This window comes from Deinococcus aerolatus (assembly GCF_014647055.1).
GTDB classification, from domain to species: domain Bacteria; phylum Deinococcota; class Deinococci; order Deinococcales; family Deinococcaceae; genus Deinococcus; species Deinococcus aerolatus.
In genome coordinates this window covers 1-18955 of the sequence record NZ_BMOL01000023.1, presented here as the reverse complement: position 1 = coordinate 18955, position 18955 = coordinate 1, and the positions used below count along the sequence as shown (strand labels likewise).

The window sequence follows — 18955 nt, the reverse complement described above, 5'->3', positions numbered from 1 at the left end:
GCGTTCCTTACCCCACCAGAATATCGCGCTCCGGCGGATATTTGATGTTGCGCTTCTGGGTGCTGCGCAGGCTGAAGGCCACCGCGAAGGTCAGGGGGCCGATGCGTCCCAGGTACATCAGCGCGGTCAGGATCAGCAGGCCCGGATCGTTGAGCAGGTGGGTGGTGTTCATGCTCAGCCCCACGGTGGCGGCGGCGCTGACGGTCTCGAACAGCAGGTGGGTGAAGCCCAGCTTGGGGTTGGTGGCCAGCAGCAGGAAGAAGGCCCCGGCCACCAGCAGGGTGTACAGCGTGGTGATGCTGCCGGCCCGCACCACGTTCTCGTTCAGCACCCGGCGCTGAAACAGGATCAGGTCGCCGCGCCCGCGCACCATGTTCCACGCGCTGCCCACCAGAATGGCAAAGGTGCTGGTCTTGATGCCGCCCCCGGTGGACCCGCTGTTTGCCCCGATGAACATCAGGGCAATGATGGTAAAGATGCTGGCGGTGTTCATCGACTCGATATTGACGGTGGAAAAGCCGCCGGAACGCGGGGTCATGCTCTGGAAGAAGGCGGCCAGGAATTTGCCCGGCGTGCCCAGCGCGCCCAGCGTCCGGGTGTTCTGCCACTCCAGCACCAGGATCACCAGCGTGCCCAGCCCCAGCAGCACCGCCGTGGTCAGCATGGTCAGGCGGCTGTAGACCAACAGCCGGTTCTTGCGCGGGTGCAGGAGGTGCGAGACATAGTTCAGCTGCACCAGAAACCCCAGCCCACCCAGAATCACGAGGGCACTGATGGTCAGGCTGACCAGCGGATCCTGCGCGTAGGGGGTCATTCCGCCTGCCAGCACCACGAAGCCGCCGTTGTTGTACGCGCTGACCGCGTGAAAGACCGACTGGTACAGGCCCTCGCCCAGCCCGTACTGCGGCACGAAGCGCAGGGACAGCAGGACCGTGCCTACCAGTTCGCTGATCAGGGTGTAGGTCAGGATCGCCCGCAGCAGGGGCAGCACGCCGCCCACGTTCAGCGCGTTGAGCTGCGCCACCAGCCCCTGGCGCTCGCTGAAGTTCAGCCGCCTGCCGGTCAGAAACGCGAACAGCGTCCCGAAAGTCAGGATGCCCAGTCCCCCGATCTGCACCAGCACGATGATGATCACCTGTCCCAGTCGCGTGAAGGCCTCGCCGGTGTCGGCCACCACCAGTCCGGTGATGCAGATGGCGCTGGTGGCCGTGAACAGCAGGTCCACGCTGCTCAGCGCCGCCCCGCCTGCGCGCTGGACTCCCGGCAGGTGCAGCAGTCCGGTCCCGATCAATATGCCCGCCGCGTAGACCAGCGCCAGCAGTTGGGCGGGCGTCAGCCGGGCGCTCAGGGCGCGGCGGGGCAGGACGAAGGGGCGGCGGGTCACAGGAGAGGGCAGTCTAAGAGCCGGAGGGCCGCAGGGTCAAACGGGCCCGGTGTCCAGGGCGCGGCGCGGCCTACCCAGCACCTGGGGGCAGCAGACACAGGGGGCATGCGGCATGCCGCGCGGCAGAGATACCACCGGCCGGGGTCAACCGATCAGGATGTCATGCTCTGCCGGGTACCGCACCAGCGTTCTGGAATCCGGGCGGCTGAAGGCCACGGCGAAGGTCAGCGGGCCGATGCGCCCCAGAAACATCAGCACGATCAGCACGGCCTCCTGACCAGTATTGAGCAGCGGGGTGGTGTTCATGCTCAGGCCCACAGTGGCGAAGGCGCTGATGGTCTCGAAGAACAGCTGCACAAACAGAATGTCCTTGTTGGTGTTGAGCAGCAGCAGCAGCAGGAACCCCAGGTTGACCAGCCCCAGGCTCAGCAGGCCCACTGTCGTGGCCCGCAGAATCGTGGTGGTGTTGATGCGGCGGCGGAACAGCGTGGTGTCGCTGCTCCCGCGCACCATGCCCCACGCGGAGGCCATCATCACGTAGAAGGTGGTGGTCTTGATGCCGCCGCCGGTGGAGCCGGGGTTGGCCCCGATGAACATCAGCAGGATGGTCAGGAACAGGGTTCCGTAGCCCATGACGCTGTAATCCAGTGTATTGAATCCGGCGGTGCGCGGTGTGACGCCCTGAAACCACGCGGCCAGCAGCCGCTCCCCGAGGGGCAGGGTGCCCAGCGTGGCCGGGTTGTTCCATTCCAGCAGCGCGAACCCCACCGTGCCGATTAGGAGCAGCGCGCCCATCATGGTCAGGGACAGCTTGCTGTTGGAATTCAGGCGGTTGCGGCGGCGGTTGCGCAGGTGGGCCAGCACGTTCAGCTGCACCAGAAAGCCCATGCCCCCCAGCACGATCAGCAGCGGAATGACGACGTTGATCAGCGGATTGGTCACGAAGCCGGTCAGGCCGGTGGCGTACAGGCTGAACCCCGCGTTGTTAAAGGCGCTGACCGCGTGAAACAACGCGTAGTACAGCCCCCGCCCCAGCCCCTCCTGCGGCACGAAGACGGCGGCCAGCAGCATGGTCCCGGCCAGCTCCACCAGCACCGAACTCAGGACGATGGTGCGGACCAGCCTCACCACACCGCCCAGTTCCAGGGCGCTGACCTGCTGCGCCACCTGAATGCGGTCCGTGATGCCCACCCGCCGCCGCAGGGCCAGGGCGAACAGCGTGCCCAGCGTGATCAGCCCCAGTCCGCCGACCTGGATCAGCAGCAGCATCACCACCTCGCCGAAGGGGGTAAAGGTGGTGCCGACGTCCACCACCCCCAGCCCGGTCACGCACACGGCGCTGGTCGCCATGAACAGCGCCTGGATCACGCTGAGGCGCTGGCCCGGCTCCAGGCTGACCGGCAGCAGCAGCAGCGCGGTCCCCACCAGAATGGTCAGCGCAAAGGTCAGCGCGATCAGTTGCGGGGGGCGCAGCCGGGCAAGCAAGGGCCTGCGGCGCCGCACGGCAGCGGAGGGCTCTGAGGAACGCGGGTCGGGGGCGGCAGGCCGGGTCATATACGCGGCCCGGATTGTACGCCTGCCGGACGGCGGCCAAGAGGTTCAGCCGAGTTCGCTGCTGGCGGGAGTGGGTGGGCCGCTTCCTCGGGGCGCCCCATGGCTTCTTTCACCCCTGCTCCAGCGTCAAAAACTGGCGGATGCAAACCGCCGGAGGATGAGAAACAGTGGGTCCTGGCGTCACCAGAGCGCCGGGGCCGCGTCCCCACCCGTGCGCGGGCTATACTGCCCTGCTATGCCTCGCCCCCCATCAGACCGTTTTCAGCCCGCCGGGAAGAGGAAGAGTCGTCCCAAGACCGATCACCGCGCCCGCCAGCCCGCCCACGAGTACGAGCTGGAGGTGCTGCCGGGCCTGGAACACGTCGCCGCCACCGAGCTGGCCGCCGTGCCGCTGGCCCGCGACATCCGGGGCCTGCGCTTCTGGTTTCCCGGCGACCCCGAACGCCTGACCCGGCTGCGCTCGGCGCTGGCCGCGTACCGCATTCGCACCTGGGACGTGCCGCGCCCGCGCGGGCTGCTGGGCCACCAGCAACTGGGCGAACTGACCGAGTTCCTGCAGGGTGTGCTGGCGGTGGGGGGGCAGACCTCCTTCCGGCTGGGCGCGGCCGGCAAGGAGTCGGTGGTGATGCAGCGTCTGGCCGAGGAGCTGGAGAATGCGCTGGAACTGCCGTACCGCCCCGAGGACGGCCAGCTGCTGATCCGCCTGCGTCCCGAAACGGACGGCCCCGGCTGGGAGGTGCTGGCCCGCACGACGCCCAAGCCGCTGAGCGCGCGGCCCTGGCGGGTGTGCAACATGAACGGCGGCCTGAACGCCACGCTGGCCTACGCCACCCACAAGCTGGCCGGGCAGCGCGACGTGGACCGCATCTTCAACCCGATGTGCGGCAGCGGCACCCTGCTGATCGAGCGCGACCTGCTGGGGCCGAGCGACGCGCTGGTGGGCGTGGACCTGGACCCGGCGGCGGTGGCCTGTGCCAGAACCAACATCGAGGCGGCCGGGCGGCAGATCGAGGTGGCGCAGATTGACGCCCTGCACACCGGGCTTGCCGCCCGCTCGTTCGACCTGATCGTGGCCGATCTGCCGTGGGGAGACGCCATCGGCACGCACGGCGGCAACGCGGCGCTGTACCCGGCCTTTCTGGGGGAGATGCACCGTCTGCTGAGCCGCCAGGGCCGGCTGGCCGTGATCACCCACGAGATCCGGCTGTTCGAGGGCCTGCTGACCGGATCGACCCAGTGGAACGCCCGCGAACTGCTGCAGGTGGCCAGCGGCGGGCACCATCCGAAAGTGTATCTGCTGAACCGGCGCTAGGCAGCGCCCACTCGACCTCTCTGGCGGCGGTGTGCCATGCTCGGCCATGTCAATTGCTGACGGGGCGGGAACGGGACTTCGCTGGGGCCTGCTGGGCGCGGCGCGCATTGCACGGGCGCTGATTCCAGCCATTCGTGCGGGTGGGGGAGAGGTGGTGGCCCTGGGCGTGCGCGACCCGGCCTCCGAGCGGGCGCGGGCCTTTGCCCAGGAGTGGCAGGTGCCGCTGGTGGGCGGCTACCAGGACGTGCTGGACAGTGACGTGGACGCGGTCTACAACCCCCTGCCCAATGACCTGCACCTGCCGTGGTCCCTGGCGGCCATGCGGGCGGGCCGGCACGTCCTGACCGAGAAACCATTAGTCCTGAACGCTGCCGAGGCGCAGCAGCTGGCCGACGCGGCGCGGGAGACAAACCGGGTGCTGCTGGAGGCCTTTGCCTACCGCTTTCATCCCCACATTACGCGCCTGCGCCAGCTGGTGCAGGATGGTGAACTGGGTGAACTCCGGGCGGTGCGGGTGGCTTTCGGCTTTCCGTTGACTAGACCCGACGACTTCCGCTGGCACGCCGACAAGGGGGGCGGCGCGCTGTACGACGTGGGCACCTACACGGTCAATCTGGTGCGTCTGCTGCTGGGCGAACCGGTGGCCGCCATGGCCCGCGCCCGCTGGACGCAGGGTGGGGTCGATCTGGGCCTCAGCGGCGTGCTGGAGTATCCGGGGGCCCTGGCGAGCCTGGACTGCGCCTTCGACTGGAGCGACACCGCCACCCAGCGCCTGACGGTGGTGGGCACACGCGGCACGCTGGACATGAAGGGCGTGTTCCACAGCAACACCCATTCACCTGTGTCTTTCACGGTCAGCAGTGCTGCCGGCGTGCGTGAGGAAGAGTTCCCGCCTTTCAACGCCTACGCCGCGATGGTCGGGCACTTCCAGCAGGTGGTGCGGGGCGGGGAAGAGGCGCTGTATCCCCCCGAGGACAGCGTGAGCCATGCGCGGGTGCTGGATGCGTTGTTCGCCTCGGCGCGGACGGGGATGCGGATCGAGATTTAGCTCCCCTCGCTCTGCACGCCTTAAGCAATGACGTAATTGAGATGGCTGATCAGGTCGTTAACGAGATCACCCCAGTGTGTCTCGGCGGTGAAGCGCAGCCAGGACAGACCTCCAGTCGGATCAGTCGCTGCGAGCTGGGCCGCCTGGCTCAAGTCCCTGACGAGATCGGTAAGGCCATCGAGATCGTCGCCCACTTCCGATGTGTCCTCCGTTATTTCGTTGGATAGACTCGCCAAGTTGTAAAAGCCCAGCTCCGGCCACTGAGATTCGATGGTTGTTCTCACCTGCATGTACTGCTCCAGGACTCTGGGAGCAGTTCCGAAGTCGTCCGGCCAGCTCCAGCCGACTGTCGATGGAGGCCCAGCAACCGCTCGCCGGAGCTACGTGAGCTGATCGCGCAACGCTGTCAGGGAGGCCTCCTCGCGGTTCAGGATGAGGCTGATGGTGTTTGCTGCTATGCCGAGGACGGGGTTCGCGGAAGGCGACATTCTCAAAGACTCCTGTTCACGGAATCGGCCAGCGGATGGTCCCCAGCTGATCGGTCCTCCAGACCTCCGCGCCGGCTGTCGTCAGCCTCCCCAGTACGTCCGGATGCGGGTGGCCGTAGGTGTTGCGGCCCACGCTGATCACCGCGTCAGCGGGGGTGGTCTCCGCCAGGAACGCGGTGTTGGTGCTGTAGCGGCTACCGTGGTGGGCGACTTTCAGCAGGTTCAGGCGGCCCAGCCCCAGGTGATTTTCCGTCACGTCCGGCAGATCGCCCAGAATGGCCGCGGTCCACCTGCCGGACTGGATGCGCACGGCCACGCTGTTCTCGTTGTCCTCAGTGCTCCAGACCGTGCCGGTGGGCCACATCACCGTCACCGTCACCCCGTCGGAGGTGACCTGATCGCCGCGCCGCACCTCGCGCACAGGGACACCGGCTTCCCCGGCTGCGGTCAGCACGGTGGTCAGCACCGGATCGTCGCTCTTGCGCTGGCCGATCCACAGTTCGCCCACCGGCAGGCCGCGCAGCACGCCGCTGATGCCTTCTATGTGGTCGGTATCGGCGTGCGTGCCAATCACCACGTCGATCTTCCTGACCCCCAGGGCGCGCAGGGCGGGAACCACCGTGCGGCCCCCGACGTCGTAGTCGCTGCCCACCGAGCCTCCGGCGTCCACCAACAGGGTCAGGTGGGGCAGCCGGACCAACGTGGCGTCGCCCTGACCGACATCCAGAAAGACAATGTCGCGGGCCGGACGCAGCGTGCCGGGCAGCAGGGTCAGCAGCGTGCAGGCCATCACCACGCCCAGCAGCGCCGACAGGCGCACCCGCCCCCACAGCCACAGCACGCCCGCCGCCGCGCACACCGTGTAGGCCACGAAACCGGCCGCCGAGACCTGCCCCCAGGCCATGACCGGCGCCTGCCCGAACACCTCCACGATGCCCAGCAGCGCGGCGGCCAGCGGGCGCACCAGCAGATTGACCAGCACCGCCGCCGGCCCCAGCAGCCCGGCCAGAAAGCCCAGCGGCACCAGCACGGTCATGACGGCCCCCGCCGCCAGATTGGCCGGCAGACCCACCAGCGGCAGCTGCCCGAAAGTGCCAGCGATGACCGGCAGGGTGCCCAGTTCGGCCAGCACGGTGGCCACCAGCGCCAGCCGCAGCCACAGCGGCCAGCGTTCCGGCAGCCGTCCGGCAGCTTTCATGGAGAGGGTCAGGGCCAGCACTGCCAGAAACGACAGCTGAAAGCCGATATCCAGCAGCCACAGCGGGAACAGCAGCAGGCAGACCAGGGCCGCCAGCGCCATCAGGCCGTACGGATCAGGCCGGCCGCGCCCCAGGGCCAGCGCCGCCAGCACGGTCAGCCCCATGATTACCGCGCGGGTGATGCTGGGGGACACGCCCACCAGGGCCAGGTACGGCAGCAGCAGGGTGGCGGGCAGGCCGTAGCGCCATGCGGGCGGCAGCCCCAGCCAGCCCAGTCCCCAGATCAGCACCACCGTGATCAGCGCGACGTTCTGCCCGGACAGCGCCATCAGGTGCGCCAGTCCCGAGCGGTTGAAGGCGTCCCGGATGCCGTAGCCCTCCGTGAATTCCTCACGCCCGATCTCGGCCCGGTCCCCCAGCTCAATGGCGGTCATCAGCGCGGCTTCCCTGGCGGGAAGTCCCACCGTCAGGCCGCGCCGGAACCAACCGCGCAGCCCCTTTTCAAGCTGACTGTCGCGGACCTTTGCGGCCACCAGCACGGCTGTGGGCGTGGGCAGAAAGACCCCGCCCTGGGCTCGAAGCCACGCCGCCTGGTTGAAGCCGCCGGGCGTGCGCTGGCCCTCGGGGGTCACCAGCCGGCCGCTGATCACCAGCGTTCCGGGCCGGGCCGTGGGTTTGGGGGCCACGGCCAGCCGCGCCGGCGGGTCTTTCAGGGTCAGGAACTGCCCGTCCCACCCGCCCGTCAGCGTCACCTGCGCGCCCTGCCAGGGAGCCAGCGGGTCGGCCCGCCCCGTCACCAGCCGCTCGGCCCCGAAGCCCAGCGCCGCACCCAGCAGGACCAGTGCGGCCAGCCGCGGGCGGACGTCGCGCACGGCCAGCCCGGCGCCCAGCAGCAGCGTCAGCACGCCCCACCACACGCCCAGCCCCAGCTGAATGCCGCCCATCACACCGAAGACGGCGGGAATGGACCACGCCAGCCGGCCCGCCGCCGCAGCGGACGTCATGGAGGCCAGAGAAAGAGCTGTCTCCTGCACTAATAACTGACCAGGGGAACCAGCACCTTCAGCGTCACCTCGCCCACGCCCTTGACTGCGTCCAGATCGGCCTGCGAGCGGATCGGCCGCGCGGCGATGATCCTGGCGGCCAGCGAGGGGCCGATTTTCGGAAGGGCCTCCAGCTGCTCTATGGACGCGGTGTTCAGATTGACGCGTCCGGAAATCAGGGGCCGGATGCTGGCGGTGGTGGGATATGTGGGCGGCTCCGCAGTGGCTGTCGGCGCGGCAGGCGTATTCGGCGCGGGCAGGGCCACACGCGTCACGGTGGGCACCTGCGGACGCGGCAGCGCCAGCGGCCCCAGCGCCAGAGCGCCCACCAGCAGCACGCCCGCGCCTAGGGCCAGCGTCCAGCCGCGTTCCTCTCCGGTCATACCGGGTCATTCTAGGCAACAGGTGGGCCGGCTGTGGGCGAACATGCCGGGGCAGCGCCCTCTCAACAATCTGAAGGACAGAACGACGGGCCGGGGTCTGTCGTTCTGTCCTTCAGTTCCGGCGCTGACTGGTCTGTCCTTCGCCGGAGGGAACCTTCAGCTGCCCCGGTAGGTGCTGTAGGACCACGGCGTCATCACCAGCGGCACGTGGTAATGGGCGTCCGGGTTGCCCACCGTGAAGCGCAGCGTCACCACGTCCAGAAACGGCGGGTTGGCGGCGGCGTGAAAGTCCGAGAAGTACTCGGCGACGTGGAAGGTCAGCTCGTAGGTGCCGCCCTGCAGGCTGCCGCGCTCGATCAGCGGGGCGTCGGTGCGCCCGTCGGCGTTGGTGACGGCGCCCGTGAGCTTCCTGCGCTCCTCGCCCTCCATGTGACGCTCGATGTGCCACAGTTCCACCCGCACGCCCTGTGCGGGACGGCCCCGCGCGGTGTCCAGCACGTGGGTGCTCAGTCCAGCGTGGGCGGCCATTACGCGCGCTCGACCCAGCCTTCCATCAGGCCGTAGGGTTCGGGATCGACGTGCATGATCTCCAGGTTGTTCTCCAGGCCGAAGCGCTGCAGGTTGTACTGCAAGTGGTGCATGTTGGGCATGCGGAACCAGATGCGCGAGATTTCCGGGCAGGCAGACAGCACCGCCTCGCCCATCAGGTACAGCGTGTTCTGGAGACTGGGCGAGTAGTGGTCGGTCAGGGTCACCTGCAGCTGCCTGAACACCTTTTCCCACACGGCGTCGTAGTCGGGGTTGTCGGTGTTGTACTCCCACCGGGCCGTCACGAAGGTGGCCATCACGCGCTCGTGCGTCTCGGGCAGCGTGGTGAAGCGTTCGTCCAGCAGGTAGTTTTCCCAGCCGCTCTCGGTGGTCTTCAGGACATACAGTTCCGCGATGCCGGACGTGACCTTAAAGGTCTGGCCGTCCTCGCTCTCCACGCGGCCGGTGCGCTTGGGCATCTGGCGCACGAAGGAGTGGTCATGGCCCTGGCCATCCACCTGAATGCGGTCCCACAGGTGCTCGGTGAACTCCATGAAGCCGCCCGACACCCTGGCCCCGGTCTTGACAAGATGCGTGACCAGTTCCTTGCCGAACTCCTCTGGACTGCTCCTGAAACCTTCCTTGGCGAGCCCATAGACGGTGTTGCGGACGGTGTCGGTGGCAACCAGCTCGGAGTTGTCACCCTGGCTGTGCGCGGCGTCGAAGTCGCCGGTCATGCCCACGCGCACCTGCAACTCGCGGATCTCGTGCCGCTTGCCGTCACGGTTGATCTTCATCAGGTTGATTTCGGCCTTGCCGTAGTTGTTCTCGCCCAGCTTTACTTTTACCTTGGTCTGCGTCATGTGCCACTCCCTTATGTCCCGTCGCCGCCGGCAACCAGGTCCAGAACGCGCAGCCGGGCGATCCGGCTGATCTCGTGCAGCGCGGCGGCCCGCTCCTGCTCCGGGGTGTTTGCCAGCCGCCGCCTGGCCCCCTCGAAGATGCTGCCTTTATCGTTCTCGCGCACGCACACCACGTAGGGCAGGTCAAACTTCTCGTGGTAGGCGGCGTTCAGCCGTCCGAACTCGGCAAACTCCTCGGGGCTCAGGCGGTCCAGACCCGCCGAGGCCTGTTCGTGGGCACTCTCGGCAGTCAGCTCCCCGGCCAGCGCCGCCTTGCCCGCCAGATCCGGGTGGGCGCGGATCAGCCCAAGCTGGGCGCTCTCGGTGTCGGCCTGCACGGCGGCCCTGAAGGCGTCGGCCACGTCCTCCACGCTGCGGAACGGGCGCTGGGCGGCGGCGGCCTGCGCATACTGCGGCGAGTGCTCTAGCACCCCGGCAAAGTATCTGGTGAAGGCGTCGGTGCTCAGGGCGTTCACCTCTTCGAGGCTCAGGCGGTCAACATGGACAGGACTTTGGGTCAAGAGACACCTCCGGCGGATCGGGCAGCAGAAATACTTAGATGACTAACTATTTGGACCTCCGCATCTTACAAAGGCGAGACTGGGGTGTCAAGCAAAAATTCTTGCACCGGGTGCAGGGCGGACCCGCCCCCTTGCCCTGGGCGGCGGGTAGAGGAGCGTGGCCGCCGGGCCACACCTGCCGGTTGCAGACTGCGCCGCGACTACTTTTCCTGAGTGTGGTCATGTTAACCTGTCGGGCGGAGGCCCGGCGCCCCACGGTCAGCGATGACTGCAGAATTGAAGGGTGCCCGGCGGAATACGACACATGGATTATTACGAACTGCTGGGCGTGGCCCGGACCGCAGGCGCCGACGAGATTAAATCTGCCTACCGCAAGCTGGCCCTCAAGTACCACCCTGACCGCAACAAGGAAGAGGGCGCACACGAGAAATTCGCGCAGATCAGCGAGGCCTACTCGGTCCTCAGTGATGCCGAGAAGCGCTCTCACTATGACCGCTTCGGGTCAGCGCCGGGCGCAGGCATGCCGGGTGGGGACCCCTTCGGCGGCATGGGCGGCGCGGGCTTTGACCCCATGGACATCTTCGAGCAGCTGTTCGGCGGCATGGCCGGGGGGCGGGGGCGGCGCGGCCCGGCGCGCGGCGACGACCTGGAGACGGAAGTTCAAGTCACGCTGCTGCAGGCCCGTGCGGGCGAGGAGGTCGAGGTGGTCGTCGACCGCCTGACCCAGTGTGAGCACTGCCACGGCAGCAGGACCGAACCCGGCGGCAAGCCGGCCAAGACCTGCTCCACCTGCTCCGGCGCGGGGGCGGTGCGTGCCCAGGCCCGCACCATCTTCGGCGTGGTGGAGACCCAGCAGCCCTGCCCCACCTGCCGCGGCGAGGGCCAGATCATCCAGGACCCCTGCACCGTCTGCAAGGGGCGTGGGCGCACCCTGAAGGCCGAGAAGGTGGCTGTCAAACTGCCGCGCGGTATTGACGAGGGCTACCGCATCCGGGTGTCGGGCATGGGCAACGAGGGACCGGGCGGCAACGGTGACCTGTACGTGCATATCGAGATGGAAAGCCACCCGGAGCTGCGCCGGGAGCAGGAGCACCTGATCTACCCGGCCAGGATCGGGTTTGCCAAGGCGGCGCTGGGCGGCCACGTCACGGTGCCCACGCTGGACGGCGAGCAGGTGGTGGAGGTCAAACCCGGCACCCAGCACGGCGAACTGCACCGCTTGACGGGTCAGGGCATGCCCCGCCTGCAGGGACGCGGCAGCGGTGACCTGATCGTGGAATACGACATCACCGTGCCGAAACCCAGGGAGCTGTCGCCCGAAGCCCGCGAAGCCCTGCTGGCCTACGCCCGCGCCGTGGGCGACGAGGTCAATGAGAAGCACGAGGGCTTCCTGGGCAAGGTGGGCAAGATTTTTAGGGGCGACTGAGCCCCCGCAGGCCCGACCTGGACCCTGGGCACCAGCCTGGGGTTCTTCCGTGTTGAGGCGCGGCTGCGTCCTCTTGCTCCGCGGTGTTGCCGGGGCGGGCTTACCAGCGAACCGGCAGCCCTGTCCGCGCGCTCTCGTAGCCGCCCAGCACCAGCCGCACGCTCTCGCGGCCGTCCTCGCCGGTGCAGACCACAGGCGTGCCCTGCTGGATGCTCTGCACAAAGGCCACGACGCCGCGCAGATGGGCATTGTCGGGCGTGGCATAGTCGTACCACGTCTCGTCGGTCTGGCCCCACTGCCCGAAGCCGGACTCGCGGTGGACAAAGCGCAGCCTGGATTTGCCCAGGCGGTTGCTGCATTCCAGCGCACCCTCGGTGCCGTAGACGGCGAAACTTTCCTCCCAGCCGGTCGCCGTCCAGGCGTTTTCCACGCTGGCAAAGCCGCCGTTCCTGAATTCCAGGGTGGCCACGCTGGTGTCCTCGACCTCAATGTCGAATTTCAGCGTGGCCATGCGGGCGTAGATGCTGGCCACGTCGCCGCCGAGGTGCCGTGCCAGGTCCATCATGTGGCAGCCGTTGTCCAGCAGGGTGCCGCCGCCCGACGCCGCCAGACTGCCGAAGGCCCCGCGGACTTCCGGCGCACCGCCCCAGTCGTGGGCCTGCCGCAGCCGCATAAAGGTCACGCGCCCGATGCGGCCCTCATCAATCAGGCGCCGGGCCGTCTGCACGGGCGGGCTGGAGCGCAGGTGGTGGCCGGTCTGAAGAACGGCCCCGCCCTCCCGCGCCGCCGCGATCATCTCGTCGCAGGCGGCCAGATCCAGCGACAGCGGTTTCTCGCACAGCACGTGAATGCCGCGCCGCAGGGCGGCCAGGGCGGCGGGCGCGTGGAAGGCGTTGGGCGTGCAGATGCTCACCGCCTGTACCCCGCCGCCGTCCAGCAGCGCCGTGAAATCGGCGTAACCGCGCGCGTTCCACTCGGTCTCGCGCCGGGCACGGGTGCCGGCATGCGGCTCGGCGAAGGCCGTCACGATGGCCCCGGCGTGGCTGTAGCCCTCGAAGTGCCGCTGTGAGATCGCCCCCGCACCGATGATGCCGACGTTCAGCGGGGCGTCGGTCATAGCGCCTCTAGAGGCTGGGGCCGGTGACCAAACGAGCGCGGCGCACTGGCGGTGGGGGCGGCCCAGCGGGCGGCGTTGGCGATCACCTGCTGGATCTGCGGGTGGTGGTAGGTGGGGAAGGTCTCGTGGCCAGGGCGGAAGTAGAAGATCTTGCCGCTGCCGCGCGTGAAGGTGCAGCCGCTGCGGAACACCTCGCCGCCCGCAAACCAGCTCACGAAGACCAGCTCGTCCGGAGCAGGAATGTCGAAGTGCTCGCCGTACATCTCCTCGTGCTCCAGCTCGATAAACTCGCCCACGCCCTGCGCGACGGGATGCGCCGGATTAACCACCCACAGCCGCTCCTTCTCGCCGGCCTCGCGCCATTTCAGGTCACAGCCGGTGCCCATCAACGTCTTGAACGGCTTACTGAAATGCCCCGAGTGCAGCACGATCAGGCCCATGCCACCTTGCACGCGGGCCACCACCTTCGCGGCCACGTCATCGGACACGTCGGCGTGCGCCTTGTGGCCCCACCACAGCATCACGTCGGTCTGTTCCAGCACCTCGTCGCTCAGGCCGTGTTCAGGCTGATCCAGCGTGGCGGTCTGAACGTGTTCGAAGCCGTGGGCCCGGAGTCCCTCGGCCAGGACGGTGTGGATGCCCTGCGGGTAATGGGCGCTGACCAGCGGGTTTTCCAGTTCGTGGCGGTACTCGTTCCAGACGGTCAGACGGAGCTTGGAGAAGGGAGTCATGGCAGCACTGACTGTAGCGCGGCGGGGCCGGAGGGGCAGCGCCGAAAGCTCCCCACAGGCCCGATCTGCCGGGGCAGTTCCTATTCCGGCAGCGCCGAGAACCGCCACTGGATGCGGGTGTGGTACTGCTGGCCGGGGCGCAGGATGAGTGACCCCGTATCCAGACCATCCAGCCAGGGCTGGTTCACTGCGTCGGGGGCCTGCTGGGTTTCCAGGCACACCGCCGAGTGCTGCCCGTAGCGCGCCCCATTCCAGCCGACCACGCCGCCGCCCAGAAAGTTGCCGCTGTACAGTTGCACGCCGGCCTCGCTGGTCCAGAACTCCAGTTGACGCCCGCTGCCGGGATCGCTGAGGGTGGCGGCCCGGCGCAGTTCGCCTGCGTGGTCTGGCAGCACAAAGTGGTGATCGTAGCCGCCCGCCTGCCGCAACTGGGGGTCAGACCCGCCGATGTCCTGGCCCAGCGGTTTGGCCGTGCGGAAATCGAAGGCAGTTCCGGCCACCTCCGTCGCCGCCGTGGGGATCGCGGTGTCATCCACCGCCAGAAACTGATCGGCGGGCAGCGTCAGCGTGTGGCCCAGGACGCTCCCCGCGCCGCCGTCCGCCAGATTCCAGTACGCGTGGTTGGTCAGGCTGACGGGTGTGGGCGCGTCAGTCTCTGCCCAGCAGTCCAGGGTTAGCCAGCCCCCGCCACTCAGGGTGTAGCGGGCGGTCACCTCCAGCGTGCCGGGGTAGCCCTCCTCACCGTCGGGGCTTGTTCGCCGGAACTGCACCCCGCGCTCGCCGTTCCCCGAAAAGGGTTCGCCCACCCAGCGCACTGCGTGAAAGCCGCCGGGGCCGCCGTGCAGGTGATTGGGCGGATTGTTGACGGCCAGCCGGTACGCCGCGTCGTCCAGCGTGAAGCGGCCGCGCGCGATGCGGTTAGCGACCCGGCCCACCGTCGCGCCGAAATACAGCGCGTCCTCCTGCTCCAGGTAGGCGCTCAGTTCGGGGTGGCCCAGCAGCACGTCGCCGGGCACGCCGTGCCGATCCGGCACCTGCACCCGCAGCAGCCGCGCGCCGTACTCGCCCAGCGTGACACTCAGGCCGTTCGGGGCATGCAGAACGAAAAGCCGCACCTCCTGGCCGCCCGGAAGCGTGCCCCAGCGCCGCGTCTCAAGGTCAGGGGGCATTACACCGGCTCCAGCATGGCCTTCCAGCCTTCCAGATCCTCGCCCACGCTCAGGACCTTGCCGCCGCGCACCAGCGGAAGGCGCAGCAGTTCGGGCGTCTCGATGACTTTGGCGATGATGCCCTCCTCGGTGGTCCGCAGGTACGCCAGATTGCTGCGCTCGTACGCCTTGCCTTCCAGGTCCAGCAGGGCATTCAGCCCGAACTTCTGAACGAAGCGCGTCAGTTCGCCCTTCGCTATCGGACGCTGCGTCAGGTCCACCAGATGGATCTTGACCCCACGCTCCTTGAAAAACCGTTCGGCGGCGCGGGTTTCCTTGCTTTTCTTGGTGCCGAAGACCTGAACCTGAGGGGCGCTCATGGGGAAAAGTGTAGCGGTCCCCAGGTGTTTATCGCAGGGGCAAAAAGAAGGGCAGGCCGCGCGGATCGCTGTACCGTGGATCAACGACCGAATACACCGCGCCTTCCCCGGCTGAGCGGGGCTGATTCTGCAGGCTAGACCGCTGGGCCAGGACATCGGCAGGCTGGTTGCTCACTCGGCGGGCCACATACCTCTTGCCGTTCCTGACCATCCAGCGAGACCACGGGTCCTGCGGTCAGGCTTGCAATGGGAAACAGGTTGGTGCGGGCCACGGCTTCCAGCTCCTGCGGCGAGGAGACGTGACCCTTTCAGGCGATCGATCAGTGCAGCTGCGATCTCGCTGTCCCCATGTTGGGGTAAAGGAAAACCAGCGGGCCGTCCACATCACGTGTGACGCGCGCCGCAGCCTTGCAGTCAACGTCGGTATGGCTGCGTGAGCAGACCATGATCCACTGTCGCGCGGAGGCCGGACTTTGCAGGTCAAGCCCGGCCTGTCAGATAGAGACCGCCACCAGCCCAAGCGGAATAAGCAGCATCAGAGCACTCCCAGCCAGTCAAAGACGTTTCGGCTGGGACATCTTCAGTTCGTGTAGAGCCCCAGCTCCCCGTTCGCCCCGCCCACCGGCAACCCCAGGTGGTCATAGGCGTGGGCGGTGGCCACCCGGCCGCGCGGCGTGCGCTTGATAAACCCCAGCTGGATCAGGTACGGCTCGTACACGTCCTCCAGGGTCAGGGCGTCCTCGGAAATGGCGGTGGCCAGGGTGTCCACACCCACCGGCCCGCCCGCAAAGCGGTGAATCAGCGTTTCCAGGTACTTCTTGTCGCGGTCATCCAGGCCTGCCGCGTCCAGCCCCAGCTTGTCCAGGGCGCTGTAGGCGCGCTCCAGGCCAATGGTGCTTTCCCCGGCCACCTCGGCGTAGTCGCGCACCCGGCGCAGCAGGCGCTTGGCGATGCGCATGGTGCCGCGTGAACGTGCGCCGACTTCCAGCGCGGCGTCCTCATCCAGCCCGAAGCCCAGCAGGCGGGCGTCGCGCAGCAGGTTGGTGGCAATCTCCTCCGGCGTGTAGTACTCCAGATGCTCGATGATCCCGAAACGCGAGCGCATCGGCGCGCTGATCAGGCCGGGCCGCGTCGTGGCCCCCACCAGCGTGAAGCGCGGCAGCGGCAACTCGATGGTCCGCGCCGCCGGTCCCTGTCCCAGCACAATGTCCAGCTTGAAATCCTCCATCGCCGGGTACAGGTGTTCTTCGGCCACACGCCCCAGCCGGTGAATCTCGTCGATAAACAGCACGTCGCCCTCTTCCAGGCTGTTGGTCAGGATGGCCGCCAGATCGCCGGGCTTCTCGATGGCCGGGCCGGAGGTCACGCGGATATTCACGCCCAGTTCGGCGGCGATAATGTGCGCCAGCGTGGTCTTGCCCAGGCCCGGAGGCCCAAACAGCAGCGTGTGGTCCAGCGCCTCACGCCGGCCCTTGGCGGCCTGAAGGTACACGGTCAGCTTGTCCTTCAGCTTTTCCTGGCCCACGTATTCCGTCAGCGACTTGGGACGGAGGGCGGCGTCAAACGGTTCGGTCATGTCCACAGTTTAGCCTAATTTCGCTCAGCGCGAAACTGGGGGTGCGGTTTCGGAAAGGGCAGAATGGGGTGAGGCTGGCGTTCCGCTCTGTGGGGACAGGATTTCGCGCACTGACCCGACGCTCCGCATCCGCTGGCGTCCGGTCCAGGCATGGCCGGCGGGATGTTTGGCGGGGAATACGGCCAGGAAATGATCTGTCCCGATGCTCCATTCGCCTCTGGTCCACGCACTATCCTGCCGGACATGAAGCAGAAACTGTCGACATTGGTGGCCCAGGCGCGGGGAGGCCGCGTGGTCCGCACCGGATTCATGGACGGCGACGAGATCGACCGCCGCCTGCTGAATGAGGAAGACCTGCGCCACCGCATCGCCGGGGGCTTTCCCGACGCGCGCCGGGTGGTCCTGACCCTGCACCCCGCCCACATTCCCGAGGTCGATGCGGGCGTGACCGTGCTGCGCCTGACCCCGGCCCAGGCTGCCCCCGCGTGGGACGAGCAGGATTTCCTGGTGCAACTGCGCCGCCTGGAGCTGAACGAGGAGCAGCTCGGCGACGTGCGCGAGGAACGCGGCAGCTTCCTGATCGCCGCCAGCGGCAAGGCGGCCCAGACCCTCGAAGCCCTGACCACGCTGGGCGGGCGCGACATTGAGGTTGAGGAGGTTGGCGAGACAGCCGGCCGGGGCAGCAAGATCCGTGAAGTGGTGGTGCCGTCCATGCGGGTGGACGTGGTGGGGGCCAAGGGCTTCGGTGTCAGCCGCGCGTACTTCCAGCAGGGCATCGACGGGGGCAAGGTCAGACTCAACGGCGGCCCGGCCCGCGCCAGCAGCGACATCCGCGAGGGCGACAGCCTCAGCGCCGACGGGCTGGGCCGTATCGACTTCAAGCGCGTGGTCAGTGAGACGCGGCGCGGCAACTACAAGGTGGAACTTGAAGTCCACCGGTAGCCCCATGCCGCGTTTCCTTCTGATGTCCTGGGAATGGTGGAGAAGGTCAGGCGCTGGAGCCACCAGGAAGGCCATGACCCCGGGGACCTCTCAACCGGACATGGAAAGGGCGCAGTCATGATCGACCTGCTCACCCGCAATCCGGCCCCCGATCCCGCTGCACTCACGGCTGAACTCGCGCCCAGCGCCCGCTTTGAGGATGTGCGCTTCGGGACGTATCGCCCCAACCCCGAATATGTCAGTCAGGCGGAGGCGCGCGACAGCCTCCAGGCCTTCGTGGAGACGGCCCAGCACAGGCCCGGTGGCCTGCGGCTGTTCCGTCGCCGCCGCCCCGAGGGAAAGGGCCTGTATCTGGACGGCGGCTTCGGCGTGGGCAAGACCCACCTGCTGGCCAGCGCGTACCACGCCTCGGACGGCACGCGCGCGATCATGAGCTTTCAGGACCTGATGTACCTGATCGGCGCGCTGGGCATGACCCGTGCTGTGGACGCCTTCCGGAGCCATGACCTGCTGCTGATCGACGAGTTCGAACTCGATGACCCCGGCAACACCCACATGGCCAACACCTTTCTGGGTCAGCTGATGCCCGGCGGAACATCGGTGGTCGCCACCAGCAACACCGAACCTGGTGCGCTGGGCCGGGGCCGGTTCAACGCGGGCGACTTCCAGCGCCAGATTCAGGGCATTGCAGAGCGTTTCGAGACGCGCCGCCTGGACGGCCCCGACTTCCGCCAGCGCGGAACCCGCCCCGAGGATGTGTTTTCTGCGGTGGAATACGCGGCGTGGCAGGCGGCGCAGAACCCGGAGACGCTGGCCATCCTGAGCCACCGTGACCTCAACCGCCACCTGCTCAAGATTCATCCCAGCCGGTTTGCCGGACTGCTGGCTGGCGTGGGTGCGGTGGGCGTGCAGGAACTGGTGCCGATGACGGACCAGAACGTCGCGCTGCGTTTTGTCCATTTCGTCGACAAGCTCTACAACCTGGGTCTGGGTGCGGCGTTTACCGGTGCGCCGCTGGGCAGCCTGTTCGGCGAGGCCTACCGCCACGGCGCCTACGCCAAGAAGTACAGCCGCTGCCTGTCGCGCCTGTCCGAACTGCTGCGCGAGTCCCGTACTGCGTTGTCGGGGCTGTAGGACAAGGGGGGCGCTGGCGGCGTTGATACGCCGCGCGCCGGACAGATCTGGGTCATTCGGAGACGTGTTTATGAAAGGTAAGGGAGGAGAGGTTGACAGGAGGGGAGCGGACCTGTATCTTTTCTGAGCCTCAAGCGAG

The 18955-nt window shown here is 67.7% G+C and carries 18 protein-coding genes; 5 read left to right on the top strand and 13 right to left on the bottom strand.

Annotated features, from left to right (window positions below; all coding sequences use genetic code 11):
• Positions 1–7 precede the first annotated feature (7 nt).
• Both IEY31_RS16485 and IEY31_RS16480 read right to left on the bottom strand, forming a co-directional pair.
• On the bottom strand, positions 8–1384 hold the full coding sequence (locus IEY31_RS16485; protein ID WP_188974001.1) for a TrkH family potassium uptake protein: 1377 nt from the start codon (positions 1382–1384) through the stop codon (positions 8–10).
• A gap of 144 nt (positions 1385–1528) precedes the next feature.
• On the bottom strand, positions 1529–2938 hold the full coding sequence (locus IEY31_RS16480) for a TrkH family potassium uptake protein (RefSeq protein WP_188973999.1): 1410 nt from the start codon (positions 2936–2938) through the stop codon (positions 1529–1531).
• A 235-nt stretch (positions 2939–3173) separates the two neighbouring features.
• Here IEY31_RS16480 and IEY31_RS16475 point away from each other — a divergent pair, with 235 nt between their 5' ends.
• Both IEY31_RS16475 and IEY31_RS16470 read left to right on the top strand, forming a co-directional pair.
• The gene (locus IEY31_RS16475) at positions 3174–4250 is read left to right on the top strand and encodes a methyltransferase domain-containing protein (RefSeq protein WP_188973997.1); all 1077 of its coding nucleotides are present in this window, start codon (positions 3174–3176) and stop codon (positions 4248–4250) included.
• 46 nt (positions 4251–4296) lie between these two features.
• Positions 4297–5298, top strand: a complete 1002-nt coding sequence (locus IEY31_RS16470) for a Gfo/Idh/MocA family protein (protein ID WP_188973995.1) — start codon at positions 4297–4299, stop codon at positions 5296–5298.
• A gap of 20 nt (positions 5299–5318) precedes the next feature.
• Here IEY31_RS16470 and IEY31_RS16465 read toward each other — a convergent pair whose 3' ends face one another.
• From IEY31_RS16465 to uraD, 6 genes are all read right to left on the bottom strand, one after another.
• Positions 5319–5582: a hypothetical protein gene (locus IEY31_RS16465; RefSeq protein ID WP_229723730.1), complete on the bottom strand. Its 264-nt coding sequence runs from the start codon at positions 5580–5582 to the stop codon at positions 5319–5321.
• A gap of 220 nt (positions 5583–5802) precedes the next feature.
• Entirely contained in the window at positions 5803–7989 is a 2187-nt protein-coding gene (locus IEY31_RS16460) for a DNA internalization-related competence protein ComEC/Rec2 (RefSeq protein ID WP_229723729.1), read from the bottom strand.
• A gap of 29 nt (positions 7990–8018) precedes the next feature.
• The gene (locus IEY31_RS18805; protein ID WP_229723728.1) at positions 8019–8411 is read right to left on the bottom strand and encodes a ComEA family DNA-binding protein; all 393 of its coding nucleotides are present in this window, start codon (positions 8409–8411) and stop codon (positions 8019–8021) included.
• A 156-nt stretch (positions 8412–8567) separates the two neighbouring features.
• On the bottom strand, positions 8568–8939 hold the full coding sequence (uraH, locus tag IEY31_RS16455; protein ID WP_188973988.1) for a hydroxyisourate hydrolase: 372 nt from the start codon (positions 8937–8939) through the stop codon (positions 8568–8570).
• A complete protein-coding gene (gene pucL, locus IEY31_RS16450) occupies positions 8939–9802 on the bottom strand; it encodes a factor-independent urate hydroxylase (RefSeq protein ID WP_188973986.1) in 864 nt (287 codons plus the stop codon). The genes uraH and pucL overlap by 1 nt, the downstream gene beginning before the upstream one ends.
• An 11-nt stretch (positions 9803–9813) precedes the next feature.
• Positions 9814–10362 carry a 2-oxo-4-hydroxy-4-carboxy-5-ureidoimidazoline decarboxylase gene (gene uraD / locus IEY31_RS16445; RefSeq protein WP_188973984.1) on the bottom strand — a complete coding sequence of 183 codons (549 nt, stop codon included), beginning with the start codon at positions 10360–10362 and terminating at the stop codon, positions 9814–9816.
• Between the two features lie 304 nt (positions 10363–10666).
• Here uraD and dnaJ point away from each other — a divergent pair, with 304 nt between their 5' ends.
• A complete protein-coding gene (gene dnaJ / locus IEY31_RS16440; protein WP_188973982.1) occupies positions 10667–11788 on the top strand; it encodes a molecular chaperone DnaJ in 1122 nt (373 codons plus the stop codon).
• 100 nt (positions 11789–11888) lie between these two features.
• Here the strand turns inward: dnaJ and IEY31_RS16435 are convergent, their stop codons facing one another.
• The 5 genes from IEY31_RS16435 to ruvB all read right to left on the bottom strand — a co-directional run bounded on the left by IEY31_RS16435 (position 11889) and on the right by ruvB (position 16740).
• Positions 11889–12905 (bottom strand): Gfo/Idh/MocA family protein, encoded by a 1017-nt coding sequence (locus IEY31_RS16435; protein WP_188973980.1) that lies wholly within the window; start codon positions 12903–12905, stop codon positions 11889–11891.
• The gene (locus tag IEY31_RS16430) at positions 12902–13636 is read right to left on the bottom strand and encodes a ThuA domain-containing protein (RefSeq protein WP_188973978.1); all 735 of its coding nucleotides are present in this window, start codon (positions 13634–13636) and stop codon (positions 12902–12904) included. Before IEY31_RS16430 ends, IEY31_RS16435 begins: the two co-directional genes overlap by 4 nt.
• 80 nt (positions 13637–13716) lie before the next feature.
• Positions 13717–14805 (bottom strand): aldose epimerase family protein, encoded by a 1089-nt coding sequence (locus IEY31_RS16425; protein ID WP_188973976.1) that lies wholly within the window; start codon positions 14803–14805, stop codon positions 13717–13719.
• A complete protein-coding gene (locus IEY31_RS16420) occupies positions 14805–15164 on the bottom strand; it encodes an ArsC/Spx/MgsR family protein (protein WP_188973973.1) in 360 nt (119 codons plus the stop codon). Before IEY31_RS16420 ends, IEY31_RS16425 begins: the two co-directional genes overlap by 1 nt.
• Before the next feature lie 580 nt (positions 15165–15744).
• Entirely contained in the window at positions 15745–16740 is a 996-nt protein-coding gene (gene ruvB / locus IEY31_RS16415) for a Holliday junction branch migration DNA helicase RuvB (RefSeq protein ID WP_188973971.1), read from the bottom strand.
• A gap of 243 nt (positions 16741–16983) precedes the next feature.
• Between ruvB and IEY31_RS16410 the strand changes: the two genes are divergently transcribed.
• Together IEY31_RS16410 and zapE are read left to right on the top strand one after the other, a co-directional pair.
• Positions 16984–17682, top strand: coding sequence for a S4 domain-containing protein (locus tag IEY31_RS16410; protein ID WP_188973969.1), 699 nt, complete (start codon positions 16984–16986; stop codon positions 17680–17682).
• A gap of 117 nt (positions 17683–17799) precedes the next feature.
• Positions 17800–18816, top strand: a complete 1017-nt coding sequence (zapE, locus tag IEY31_RS16405) for a cell division protein ZapE (protein ID WP_188973967.1) — start codon at positions 17800–17802, stop codon at positions 18814–18816.
• Positions 18817–18955: the final 139 nt, after the last annotated feature.